The sequence below is a fragment of the Pedobacter sp. SL55 genome (assembly GCF_026625705.1).
Taxonomy (GTDB): domain Bacteria; phylum Bacteroidota; class Bacteroidia; order Sphingobacteriales; family Sphingobacteriaceae; genus Pedobacter.
Window position 1 is genome coordinate 883,624 of record NZ_CP113059.1, and the last position, 12,696, is coordinate 896,319.

Sequence of the window (12,696 nt, forward strand, 5' to 3'; positions counted from 1 at the left end):
TTGTAACTAAAATGATAGTCTATAGTCTAGTTATTAAGCCTAGCTTTTTCGTAACTTAACATTATCAATGCCAATAAATTAAGAAGGTATTTAAACAGGGTAAATCAAATTATTATACATGAAAACTAAACTCATAGCGTATCCAACGCTCTCAACGCTCTCTACACACTCTCAACGCTCTTTGTCAGCAACGCTCTCTACGCTTGGAACCCTATTTTTAATTACGTTAAACTCTTTTTTGCTGCAAGCACAAGATGCCAATTTAAGCAGCTTTACCAAAAAACTAGACGAAACCACAAGTAAGCAAGCACAAGAAAAAGTGTACCTGCACTTAGACAAACCTTACTATGCCATAGGCGATGACATTTGGTTTAAAGCCTACACTATAAATGCAAAAACAGGCCTACCTTCTAGCATTAGCGGTTTGCTATACGTAGAACTAATTACCGAAAAAGACTCGGTAGCTAAACAATTGAAACTCCCTATGAAAAGTGGCATTACTTGGGGAGATTTTAAGTTAACCGACTCGTTGAGCGAGGGCAATTACCGCGTTAGAGCTTATACCCAATGGATGCGTAATGCAGGGCCCGAGTTTTATTTCGACAAAACCATTAAAATTGGCAACGCATGGGCAAACAAGGTTTTTACCAAATCTAACAATGTATTAAGCACCGAAAACAACCAACAAAAAGTTACCACCACCATACAATTTACCGATAAGCAGGACATGGCCTATGCCAATGCACCTGTAAATTTTGAAGTTAGATTAGGAAATAAGACCATAGAACGTGGAAAGGGAGTAACCAATGCACAAGGCGAAATTACCATCACGGCAACCAATAAACAACCAGAAGCTTTAAAAAGCGGGCATATTACAGCCAATATTACTTTACCTAACAAACAGGTAGTTAGCAAAGAAATACCGCTAAAAACTACCTCCAAAGAGGTAGACGTACAGCTGTTTCCAGAGGGAGGGAAACTGGTAGAGAACTTACCTAATAAAGTAGCTATTAAATCGGTAAACAGCAGCGGACTAGGAGAACCTACTACTGGGGTAATTGTAAGTAGTGATGGAACTGAAATCTCTAAATTTGAGACAAACAAACTGGGAATGGGTTCGTTTTTCCTTAATCCGGCAAGCGGACAAACCTACAAAGCCAATCTAACTTTTGCAGACGGCACTCAAAAAACCATTTCACTACCTGTTGCCGACAAAAGTGGCAGGGTACTCTCGGTAAGCAACTTAGATAGCACCAAAATGTCTATCAAAGTTTATTTATCTCCAGATTTACTAAATAAAGAAGAGTACAATTTAATTGCCCAACATAACGGTATTGTATTTTTCTCTACCAAAGTTAGCTCGGCCAAACAAGTTGTGTCGCTAACTGTTCCAAAAGATAGCTTACCATCTGGCATTATTCAGATCTCACTTTTATCCTCAACATTTGTTCCATTAAACGAGCGCATTGTTTTTGTAAACAATGTACATGACAAAATTGACGTACAGCCCGAAAATTTAAAACCATCTTACGGAAAGCGAGCAAAAGTAGATCTATCGCTAGCTACAACCAACCAAGGCAAACCTATACAGGGTAGTTTTTCTGTAGCAGTAACCAATACAGCGGCCGTAAAACCCGATCCAGAAAACGAGACAAATATCCTCACTAAATTATTATTGACCTCTGATTTGGTTGGTTATGTAGAAAAACCAAACCATTATTTCCTTAAAAACGATAGAGATACCAGATTTGATTTAGACAATTTGCTACTGACCCAAGGTTGGAGAAAAATTGACTGGAAACAAGTGACCGATGGAACTGAAGCTGTGGCAAAGTTTCCTGCCGAGAAAAGACTGCAAATTAGCGGGACGGTAACCAAAGGTGGCAAACCAGTAGCAAAAGGCAAGGTTTCGTTGGTATCTTTCTCTGGCGGATTTTTCATGACAGATACCCTAACCGATGATAAAGGCCGTTTTAACTTCGATAAAATTGAGTTTTTAGACAGCACCAAATTTGTGGTACAAGCCCGTACCGATAAGGATAGAAAGTTTGTAGACATTGTAATGGATGTAGTACCCGGACAGGTAACCAATAAAAATCCAAACACTGGAGATATCGAAGTAAACGTAAACCAAGCCTTAGCTGATTATTTACAACAAAGCAGCAAATATTTCGATGACCAAACTAAACGAGGTTTACTTAACAGAACTATTTTACTAGATCAGGTAAACATTGTTGAAAAAAAGAAACCTACCTATAACTCGGCCAACTTAGCAGGGGCTGGCAATGCCGATGCGGTAATCACAGCAAAAGATTTAGAAACCGCTTTTTCTTTATCTCAGTATTTGCAAGGTCGTATTGCGGGTGTTCAGATTAGAGATGGACAAGCCTTTGCCCGTAACAGCCAAACGCCAATGTCTATTAACGTAGACGGAATGATGATGGATGGAGACAGTTTTAATTTGGATGACATTGTAGTGCAAGACATAGAAACGGTAGAAGTGCTTAAAAACGCCGCTACTACGGCAATTTATGGTATTCGTGGTGGCTCGGGCGTACTCATTATTAACACCAAACGTGGCGATGGCCCAAGAAGCGTAAACAACTACACTCCTGGTTTAATTAACTACATACCAAAAGGATATGCCGGTGTAAGAGAATTTTACTCGCCAAAATACGATGTTAAACCAGATAGCAGACCAGATTTGAGAACTACCGTTTTTTGGGAGCCGCAAATGGTAAGCGATGCCGCTGGCAAAGCGAAAATTAGCTATTTTAATACCGATGTACCTGGAGTTTACAGAATAGTAGTAGAAGGTATTGATGTGAATGGCAGCTTGGCAAGAAAAAAGTACTCACTTACGAAGTAAAATAAGAGAGCGTTACAACAGGTCATTTATTTTATGCTTGCATAATAAATTTAAACCTCTTAGCTTTATAAAAACTAAATTGTAAAGCTAAGAGGTATGAATACCATTTCCACATCTGTAAAAGATAAACTTGCCATCATCACTTTAAACCGCGGAAAATCTAACTCGCTTAACCGAGAAATGGTTACCGAATTAAGCGATATGCTTCACAACATTGAAAACGATGACAACATTGGCGGCGTAATCATTACCGGAAGAGAAAATTTCTTTTCGGCAGGTTTAGATTTAATTGAACTTTATCATTACAACGAAGAAGAAGCCAAGAGCTTTTGGCATTTGTTCCTCAACTTCACTGCAAAAATTACTGCATTTAAAAAACCTTTGGTAGCGGCCATTAATGGTCACAGCCCAGCGGGTGGTTGTGTTATTGCCTTAGCTTGCGATGCTAGGGTAATGGCTGAGGGAAAATACATCATTGGTTTAAATGAAGTACCTGTTGGGATTATCGTTCCAAATAGCATTTTTAGTTTATATTCTTTTTGGCTGGGAAAAGCCAACGCTTACCGTAATTTATTAGCAGGCAAATTATTTTCTCCAGAAGAAGCTCTTGCTGTTGGTTTGGTAGATGAACTGGTAAAACCCGAAAGTATCATGACTGCCGCCGAAAGGAAAGTGAGAAAATACATGGCTTTTGAAACTAACACTTGGCAACAAAGTAAACTGAACCTACGTAAAGAGCTTATTGTCACAACCAGCGCCGACCAAAGCAAAGACCTAGAAATCATGCTGAAGCAGTGGTGGTCGCCAAGTACAAGGGCTATATTAAAGTCGTTGATAGAAAGCCTAAAACCCCAAACCCCTAAAGGGGCTTAACCAACTGAATTTTTAAACTATTCTCCAAACTCCCCTTTAGGGGCTGGGGGTTAATACTCAAATCTTATGTACAACCAACCCATGTTAAAAGATGATGCTTTAAAAGGCAAAACTATTGTAGTTACAGGCGGCGGAACAGGCTTAGGCAAAGCGATGGGCACTTACTTCTTACAACTAGGTGCCAATTTGGTAATTACCAGCAGGAAGTTAGATGTGCTGCAAAAAACAGCCGAGGAAATGGAAGCCGCTACTGGCGGTAAAGTTTTAGCTGTACAGTGTGATGTAAGGGATAATGCTCAAGTTGAAAATGTGCTCGCAGAAACCTTAGCGAAATTTGGCAGTGTTGATGTATTGGTGAACAACGCAGCAGGCAACTTCATTTCTCCTACCGAGCGTTTGTCGGCAAATGCCTTTTCTAGTATTATCGATATTGTACTAAAAGGAACCGTAAACTGTACTTTGGCTTTCGGCAAACATTGGATTAAGGAAAAGCAACCAGCAAGCGTACTCAATATCGTAACTACTTATGCTTTTACAGGTTCTGGTTATGTAGTGCCCTCGGCTTGTGCCAAAGGTGGCGTATTGGCTTTAACACGTTCTTTGGCCGTAGAGTGGGGTAAATACGGAATTAGAACCAACGCCATTGCACCAGGTCCATTCCCTACCAAAGGTGCGTGGGATAGATTATTGCCTGGCGATTTAGCAGAGAAATTCGATTTCAAAAACCGTGTGCCGCTGAAACGTGTAGGCGACCATCAAGAATTAGCTAACCTGTCTGCCTTTTTAGTTAGCGATTTTTCTAATTACATTAACGGCGAGGTAATTACCATTGACGGTGGCGAGTGGTTGCAAGGTGCCGGCCAAATGAACGGTTTAGAAGCAATACCTAATGAAATGTGGGATATGTTAGAGCAAATGACTAGGGGAGCTAAGGGGAGTTAGTTGATAAACCTAGCTTTTAAAGAACCCGACGGCAACATACAAGTTTCTTGTTTGCCCCAGACCTTGTATCGATTTCTAGCAACAAGATTATAAGCCCAATCTCTGGCAAATTTTGGGATAAAAATTAAAAAATAGAGAGGACTAAAGTATCTCAATTGTCTTGCAATGTGCAATACGGCTGATGATTTATCATACACCTTACCATTTTGAAGCAACACAATACTGTTAAACTCGCTAACATCTAAGCCGTAAGGGCTCAACATTATTTCCGCAACGTCACTTTGTAGAGAAGCAAATTTGAAAATACTTAACTTATCATACTTAATGATAAATTGAACTGCCCCGTTGCACAGGTTACAAACTCCATCAAAAAAGACAATAGGCTGTGCTTTCATCATTCGTTATCACGCTTGCTAAAAATTGTATTATTATGCCTTTCTACTTCATCATAGACCGCTTGTTTTTCCGCATACTTTTTCTCTACAGTGGCAATGTATGCTGTGATTTGATTTGTGTACACAAAAGCTAAACTACCCAGAAAACTGCTAATTAACGAGCTATTTAAATCAACGAAAGCCAGTATAAACGATACGCATAACAATGTAATACCGATATAATTTCTTTTAATCTTTTCCATAGGACAATAGGTTAAGCTGATATTTTTTTTCTATTTCAATAAGTTAAGATAATGATTTTTTGTAGATAGTAAGACTTAAAATTTAGTCGTTTTCTTCGGATGTATTTTTTTGTGTTTCCACTCATTAAACTAACGCTGTCTTATGCTTACCATCATTGTTAAAACTATAATAAAGCATCTGCCACCGCCCTACTGAAAAAATTATCCGTTTCTAGCAACTGGGAAGGCATACCGCTTGTCGTTATCTTTCCATCTTCAATAACATAAATTCTATCGGCTACTTTAGCAGTTTGTATTTTATGTGTAATTAATACAATTGCCATTTCATTTCTCAATTGGTTTAAAAGCTGTAAAATAAATCGTTCTGTATTTCTATCCATTGCCGCAGTGGCTTCATCCAACAACAAAACTTGAGGTTTACGATATAGTGCTCTAGCTAAAGCTACCAATTGTTTTTGTCCACCAGAAAGATTTATTCCCTCTTCGCCAACCAAAGTAAAATAACCTTGCGGTAAGGCTTCAAAATATTTGTTGAAACCATTCACATTACAAAAATCAACGATGGCTAAAACTTCTTGTTCTGTATTACCAATAGCAATATTATCCAGCAAAGTACCATTAAAAAGCTTTATTTCCTGTGGTACGGAGGCTAAAATGTTCCTCCAAGTTGGTGTGTAGATATTTTCAATTAACGTGCTATTTATCAAAATCTCTCCTTGTTCTACTTGGTAAAATTTTTCTAATATTGCCACGGTGGTGCTTTTACCGCAACCGCTTTCTCCTAAAATGGCAATTATTTCGCCTTTGGCAAGCGCAAAACTAATGTCTTGCAATACGGGCTTTCTTCCCGCAAAGCGGAAGGAAATATTTTTTACCGCTAATTTCTTAAAATCTAAAGAAGTAATTTCTTGGGCTTCAAACTCTGGTTTAATCGATGTGAAATCGTACATCCTATCAAAAGCAACTTTGGCTTCTTGTAATTGTAAATTAATTTGACTTAATCTAGCGACCGCAGGTATCAGTGAGCCAGCTAAAGAAATAATCGCCATCATTTCGCCAACCATTATTTTTTTATGCAATACCATAAATGAAGCAACCGTAATTAAAACCAAACTTAAAATTACAGTAATTACATCTGTGGTTATGGTAAAACGATTGCCTAATTTACCCAGTGCAAAACTTTGATTTTGCAAATCCCCATAAACCGCAGTGATTTTGTTGGTAAACATTTCTTCTTGGCTATGCGCCTTAATGACCATAATGCCGTTAATGGTATCTATATAATTACTCTCGTTAACAGCGCTCGCCACCATCACTGCCGATTGATGTTTTTTGATGGGCTTGGTATAACTTAAGACAACCAACACAACTACGGGTATAAAAGCAAATGTAATGAGCGCAATGATTAGTGAATAGTTGATCAGAAAAAATGATAATATCTATAAACACCGAACCGGAAATATAGGCTATGTTTTTCTGAATACGGGCTGTATCATTCATTCGGGCAATCATATCACCAGTTTTGCGTGTATCGAAAAAAGATTTAGGCAAATGAACCAAGGCTTTAAAAAAACTGCCTACTATTCTATTGTTAAAATCTTTACTTTGTAGCAAAAGAAAATGCTGTCTCAAATAACTTAAGCATGCTCTAATTAACAGTACCAAGAATAACAAAAGTAAGCTCGTTATTAATTTTTGTTGGTTGCCAGAAGGTAATATTTTATCTATTAGTTTTTGCGAGAATACTGCCGTAGCTAAATTTAACACCGTAGCGAATATGCCCAACACCATGGTAATGGTTAGGATATTGATATCATCTTGGATTAGGCCTTTAAACCAAAGCCATTTGGCATTATTTTGTTGCTTTTTTAGCTCGAAACTCTCATTTGGTTTAATTCGCAACAAAGTTTTGCTCTGCCAAATTTTTTCTAGCTCTTTTTCTCTAAATTGTGTCAATCCTTTTGCAGGGTCACCCACAATAAATACCCCGAGGTAAGCATCGTATCCGTAACAAACCACATAATGTTGAAGGCTTTCTTCTATTACAACATGTAAAATACAAGGTTCGTTTAATGCTTTAAGGTTAGGCATATCCGTTTCAAAGGCATCTGCTGTAAAACCAATTTTGTTAGCGCATTGGTATAAGCCCAGAAGAGTTGTGCCTGTAACGTTTGTTCCACTTAATTCACGTAGTTTTTCTAGGGTATTTGTGCCTCCGTAATATTTTGTTAACGAAAGCAAACAGGCTACGCCACAATCGGACTGATCTTGCTGCTTAACAAAAGATATTTCCAGTTTTTGCATCCCTTTTAGAATAAAACATTGTTATAAATACAGATAGGGTAGCAATTTTTAAAAAATCGATAAATATCCTTCTGAAATAGCCTGATAAACTATAATTCTTACTAATTAACGCCGCAACCATTTCATCTTTTGATGAAACTTTATAATCTTCATTAATCGATTTTAATTCGTCTTCAGCACTATCGACAGTATCTGCATACATTTCATCGTAATACTCCAATTTAAGATTGGTGTCAAACTTGAAATTAATAAAGGTATCTATGGCATACAACGTAGCTATATAGACAATGAAAATGAGCATAATGTCGATCATCAATTTCTTCAAACTCCCTTCTGGACTAGGCTTAAAATAAATAAGTATTAAAAAAAAGAAAATGAGAAATCTTGCACTTCCAAACTTATCTTCCACAAACCAGAAAGGGTTTATTAAATAAACGCCCGATAGCCACAGTAGCGGCAATAGAAATGCTAGCGCTAAAAATTCCTTATTAAAGTTTTTCGACATAAGACTCCAAGTTTTCTTTTTTAAGAACTTCCTGACTTAATTTAACCTTTTGTCCCTCCTTAAGAAGTACGGCCTGTGGGAAAGACATTGTCCCGAATATATCTTTAAACTCACTTTCGGAAACAATATTAAATTTGATACGAGGATCTACTTTTTTGATTTTGTATAGGCCTCGATTTCCTCTTCTCCATCCGTACTTAAGAATGCTATCTTCTCAAAATTTAGCCTCGTACTTTTAGACAGCGCCATTACCTCATCATCACAAATATTACATTCTAAAGAAAAGGCGATATATACGGTATTTGGTGTGGGCCTAAATGCGTGGGCTAAATTATTTTGGCCTTTTTGTGCACAACCTAGAAGAAAAAACAGCCCAGCAAACACAATTTTAAAATAATTGTTGGACTGCAATATCGCTTTAGCAAAGGGTAATAATATCAATAGGAGGCAGAGCCAAACATATAAATAAATGCTCCCCAAATTTGCCGAAGACTGAGGCATCATAGCTACTCCCCATTGTACAGGAAAGACTTTAGCTACAGCAGAAATTAAGCATAATAATATGCAAAAAACAGTAGCTATGATTTGATTGCTGAACATCCTAATCAATCTAAAAAAGATCGAGATCACACACGCGGTAGTAAGCAAGCTAAACCACAAAAACACCAAACCTATTTTGGTTACCTCTAATAAACTTTCTTTAACACCGAACTATAAGTAAATCACAATCAACGAAAGTGCAGTAGTTAAAACAATTAAACCACAGCCAACGATCTGAACGGCTAATAATTCGTAGCTTTGTAACTCGCTTGGTTTAATTGGCAACGTCTTTTTACGCTCCGTAATTTTTGTGCTGTTTAATTTTTGTTGTATAAGCAGTGCTATTACCAAAAATATGTTTGCCAAAAATAGTATCTTTTTTAAAAAAGCATGTTGATATATCACATAAGGTGCTTGGTTGTCAAATACCGCATATACTTTGGGGTTTACGAAAGAAAATCTTAAAAGATAAAATAAAATAGCACTTACAGTTAGCCATAACACCCCAGTTGCAACTATTTCTCTATTTTTAATTAATTTCAAAATTTCCGCATATATCATAAGGATTGATGAATTACTTTTAGTTTCTTTTGAACAGTCTCGCTAAAAAAAATAAGATATAATGCAATTGCTATTGAAAGACCTACAAAATTATGTAAGACCACAAGCTTAAATAATCCAAAATTTTCATAAGTACGGTAGTATATACCATAGGGCAAATAGTTAAAAGGGAAAACGAAAACAGCCAATAAGCCAATAACTAATGGTAGATAATAGTGCTTTTTGGCTAATACAATTAAAATTTGATGAAATGCAGCTATTTTAATTACGCATAAACTAAGCAAACTTAAAAATGATAGTAGTTTAGGTTTGCTTACAAAGTGATAACCACTGAACGTTGTTTCAAACTCATTTAATAAAGGCCTAAATACTAAAAACAGGATGAGTAGCGACACCGTAAGAGATAAAACCCCCAGTAAAGACATTAACATTGTTTTAACAAATACCAACTTTTTTAACCCTATCGTACTAATCTCTATTTTAGCTATAGCCCTGTTGTGATACTCTGTGCTCGTGATCGCATAACCCCATAAAACCAAGCAAAACAACGTCGTAATTGCAGCATACCACGAGGCTTTATTTAAAAGAAAATTATACGGATTTGGATCATGTGATAATCTTGCCCAATTTGAAAATTGAGAAATGAAAAGCGATTTTGTATACCAACCCATTAAAAGCGGAAGCCCGATACCCAAAAGAAACACCGCTAAACAAAACCACTTTCTTTTTAAAATCTTGTAGATTTCTATCAAAAAAGAATTTCTCATTTTTGGTATATTTTAGCTGCGATATAATCTAAACCTTGTTTGTTGTTATCGGTTGTTTTAACAAACTTATCCTCGATGATACCGATTTTATTTATCCAAGCTGGCGTACTCGTAACATTATGATTTACGATAATTGCAGAAGCTTTATGCTTAAGCAAATAGCTGTTTAAAGCACTATAAAACTTATCAATAAAATAAATATCCAAATTATTTAAAGGCTCATCAAAGAGGATTAATTTGGGTTGATGCATAAAGGCTAACGCTAGCTCAACTCGCTGCTTTTGCCCTGCTGATAATGTTTTTAATTTTGCATCAAGCAGGTCGTTTAACTCAAATGTATTTACAAAATCGTTCATACACTTGCCCACATCGCTACGCTTTATGCCGTAATAAGAGAGAAAAACAGTATAGTTTTCTTTTACCGTTAAAAAATCATAAAGGCTATCGGGGAAAAAAAGCCAAGGTTTCCAAAATACTCAGCTCGCTGCTCTTGATTAAACCCATCCAAATTTATTTTACCTTTAAAAGTATAAATACCCGAAATACATTTTAGCAATGTACTTTTTCCACTCCCATTTTTCCCAAACAAACAAATACACTCTCCTTTATTTAATTCTAGGTTAACTTCTGATAAAATGAAGCTGTTATTTATAGTAAAACTAAGATTTTGTATGGTTAACATGGTAGTAGATGAGTTTTAATCAATAAGTATTACTGGCAATGTAACTAAACCGAATCTAAGTAATTCGCATCGCAGAAACGAATAGATCTTAAAAAATGTTATTGTATTATAGTTAATGCTTTTTTTTAAAAGTATTAAGTTGTAAAACTTGGCTAGGGATGTTAAAACTACAAGTGTGCAGAAAATGAAAAATTAACCAAAAAGGTACAAAGAGCAAAAAGCTTTAGCTTTGTTTATGCATAAAGAGAGCACCTGTTTTTAGGTAATTTATATGCAAATTTGATAATGTATGGTAGATGCCTGTGGTGTAAATAGCAATTAGAGGTTAATGTTTAAGAAGCCATACCAAGTGAAATGTGAGATATGTTGGAGCAAATGACTAGAGGTGCTAAGGGGAGTTAGATTTTTATTGATTTGATTTCTTTATAATCCGTAATTTTCTTTACAAAATTTCCGTTTTTATTATAAAGTAAAAATGTCGGCGTGCTATAAACCATCCCCAATCCAAAATCAACCGGAAAGCTATCTTTTTCATCTATTAAGATAGCGTTTGTTAACTCGGTTAACTTATTTGATTCTATAAAATCAATTACCATTTTTTCGAATTTCTGATTAGTAATAAACACAAAATTTATATAGCTTGTCTTTTTATGAAGATTTTTTAATTCAGGTATGGCTTTTTCGCAAAATCCACAATCTGGAGAAAAATAAACAAATATGACAGGTGTTTTTGGCAAGTCATTTTTCGAGTGATAAGCCCCATCTATTCCCCTATATTTGTAATTAGGTATTGTGCTACCATTACAATATATTCTTGCCGTTTGTATTATTGCAAAAATCAGAATAAAAACAGCCAAAATTTTCAGTGCTTTTATCATTTGATATCCCAACTAAAAGTATCGAACTGTTTAAGGTTTGTATCATCAAATTTCATTGTCTTTTCGACTTGAACTGTATTTGAAAATAAAATGTTATCAAATTCTGCACCTTCAATAGTAAACGTTATATTTTTAGTACAGTTGTCTAACACATATTTCCCATTTTGTTTGAGATTGCTAAAACGATAACCATCGTTAATTATCTTGAACGATAAAGCCCTTTTAGTGCTGAAATTAGTTCCTTTTTTAAGCAATGGCTTATCATTAAGTAGTTTTGTTTCAAATTCATAAATACCATAATCATACTTATCTATAAGCAAATATCCTTCTATGCTCGAAAACGACTTTTTCTTTTGTTTAAAATTTAGCTTGTAATATTTGTCATCCTCTTGAATTAGATATTCAAATAAATCTTGATGAAAGAAAAAATTTGTAAACTCTGTACTGTATTGCATACCTAAAGGAGTTTGTGGACTTATTACATCAAAGTTAATTTCTTTGGATTTCCAGTTATAACTTGAATAAATGTTTTCATCTTTCTTAACCCTTTTAAATCCTTTTATATTTTTATTTTGAAAGTTTACTTTTAGACGATTTTTTTCAACTAAAAATCTCTCATTCAGATAATGTAATGTATCATTATTAGCTGTAAATTTATTATATATCTGCATATAAGTTGGTATAAGGTAATTCGACTTTGGATTATTGCCACTATCCTCATTTTTTCCTTTCATAAACTCATCAACTCTGGCAAGTAATATCTTAGCATTAATTGGCGTAATTTTTATTTCGTTTAATACTATAACACCGTTCTTTGTCATTTTAACATTATCCGTTAGCTGACTTATAGGTAGAACTAAGTCATGGTAGCCGTTTTTTACAAGAACTACTGTATCTACATTTTTTAGTTTTAAAGTTACTTTTCCTTTTTTATCAGTTTCTCCAATAATATCCGTTTTATTGTAAATCAAAACGTTTGAAACTGATTTATTGTCATCTGTAGAAGTGACTATAATATGCTTAACTTGCGCATGTGCATAAAATATCGTAAATAAATAAGATGCAAGTAATACTGATAATTTCATATAATATAAGTAATATTTTAAAAGTTAGTGTTAAAGACTGTCAAACTTGACAG

The 12,696-nt window shown here is 35.3% G+C and carries 14 protein-coding genes and 1 pseudogene; 3 read left to right on the forward strand and 12 right to left on the reverse strand.

Going from position 1 to position 12,696, the window contains the following annotated elements:
• The first annotated feature begins 118 nt into the window (after window positions 1–118).
• From OVA16_RS03900 to OVA16_RS03910, 3 genes are all read left to right on the forward strand, one after another.
• Window positions 119–2,869 (forward strand): TonB-dependent receptor plug domain-containing protein, encoded by a 2,751-nt coding sequence (locus OVA16_RS03900; protein WP_267763619.1) that lies wholly within the window; start codon window positions 119–121, stop codon window positions 2,867–2,869.
• A 96-nt stretch (window positions 2,870–2,965) separates the two neighbouring features.
• Complete coding sequence (locus OVA16_RS03905; RefSeq protein WP_267763620.1) at window positions 2,966–3,742, forward strand: enoyl-CoA hydratase/isomerase family protein; 777 nt, start codon at window positions 2,966–2,968, stop codon at window positions 3,740–3,742.
• Window positions 3,743–3,808: 66 nt separating this feature from the next.
• Complete coding sequence (locus OVA16_RS03910) at window positions 3,809–4,684, forward strand: SDR family oxidoreductase (RefSeq protein ID WP_267763621.1); 876 nt, start codon at window positions 3,809–3,811, stop codon at window positions 4,682–4,684.
• Here the strand turns inward: OVA16_RS03910 and OVA16_RS03915 are convergent.
• The 12 genes and pseudogenes from OVA16_RS03915 to OVA16_RS03970 form a co-directional block, all read right to left on the reverse strand.
• Window positions 4,681–5,082 carry a thiol-disulfide oxidoreductase DCC family protein gene (locus tag OVA16_RS03915; RefSeq protein WP_267763622.1) on the reverse strand — a complete coding sequence of 134 codons (402 nt, stop codon included), beginning with the start codon at window positions 5,080–5,082 and terminating at the stop codon, window positions 4,681–4,683. The two genes, OVA16_RS03910 and OVA16_RS03915, sit on opposite strands and share 4 nt — an antisense overlap.
• Window positions 5,079–5,321: a hypothetical protein gene (locus tag OVA16_RS03920; protein WP_267763623.1), complete on the reverse strand. Its 243-nt coding sequence runs from the start codon at window positions 5,319–5,321 to the stop codon at window positions 5,079–5,081. The genes OVA16_RS03915 and OVA16_RS03920 overlap by 4 nt, the downstream gene beginning before the upstream one ends.
• A gap of 164 nt (window positions 5,322–5,485) precedes the next feature.
• The gene (locus OVA16_RS03925) at window positions 5,486–6,406 is read right to left on the reverse strand and encodes an ATP-binding cassette domain-containing protein (RefSeq protein WP_324288593.1); all 921 of its coding nucleotides are present in this window, start codon (window positions 6,404–6,406) and stop codon (window positions 5,486–5,488) included.
• A pseudogene (locus OVA16_RS03930) lies at window positions 6,398–7,625 on the reverse strand (cysteine peptidase family C39 domain-containing protein); the annotation flags it as partial. The pseudogene OVA16_RS03930 and the gene OVA16_RS03925, both read right to left, overlap by 9 nt.
• Window positions 7,597–8,130, reverse strand: coding sequence for a hypothetical protein (locus OVA16_RS03935; RefSeq protein ID WP_267763624.1), 534 nt, complete (start codon window positions 8,128–8,130; stop codon window positions 7,597–7,599). The gene OVA16_RS03935 and the pseudogene OVA16_RS03930, both read right to left, overlap by 29 nt.
• A gap of 147 nt (window positions 8,131–8,277) precedes the next feature.
• Window positions 8,278–8,730, reverse strand: coding sequence for a hypothetical protein (locus tag OVA16_RS03940; RefSeq protein WP_267763625.1), 453 nt, complete (start codon window positions 8,728–8,730; stop codon window positions 8,278–8,280).
• Between the two features lie 111 nt (window positions 8,731–8,841).
• Window positions 8,842–9,231 carry a hypothetical protein gene (locus OVA16_RS03945; RefSeq protein WP_267763626.1) on the reverse strand — a complete coding sequence of 130 codons (390 nt, stop codon included), beginning with the start codon at window positions 9,229–9,231 and terminating at the stop codon, window positions 8,842–8,844.
• Window positions 9,228–9,998 (reverse strand): hypothetical protein, encoded by a 771-nt coding sequence (locus tag OVA16_RS03950; RefSeq protein ID WP_267763627.1) that lies wholly within the window; start codon window positions 9,996–9,998, stop codon window positions 9,228–9,230. Before OVA16_RS03950 ends, OVA16_RS03945 begins: the two co-directional genes overlap by 4 nt.
• A complete protein-coding gene (locus tag OVA16_RS03955; RefSeq protein ID WP_267765341.1) occupies window positions 9,995–10,381 on the reverse strand; it encodes an ATP-binding cassette domain-containing protein in 387 nt (128 codons plus the stop codon). Before OVA16_RS03955 ends, OVA16_RS03950 begins: the two co-directional genes overlap by 4 nt.
• 41 nt (window positions 10,382–10,422) lie before the next feature.
• Window positions 10,423–10,680, reverse strand: coding sequence for an ABC transporter ATP-binding protein (locus OVA16_RS03960; protein ID WP_267763628.1), 258 nt, complete (start codon window positions 10,678–10,680; stop codon window positions 10,423–10,425).
• Window positions 10,681–11,078: 398 nt separating this feature from the next.
• Window positions 11,079–11,558 (reverse strand): TlpA family protein disulfide reductase, encoded by a 480-nt coding sequence (locus OVA16_RS03965; protein ID WP_267763629.1) that lies wholly within the window; start codon window positions 11,556–11,558, stop codon window positions 11,079–11,081.
• The gene (locus OVA16_RS03970) at window positions 11,555–12,643 is read right to left on the reverse strand and encodes a hypothetical protein (RefSeq protein ID WP_267763630.1); all 1,089 of its coding nucleotides are present in this window, start codon (window positions 12,641–12,643) and stop codon (window positions 11,555–11,557) included. Before OVA16_RS03970 ends, OVA16_RS03965 begins: the two co-directional genes overlap by 4 nt.
• Window positions 12,644–12,696: the final 53 nt, after the last annotated feature.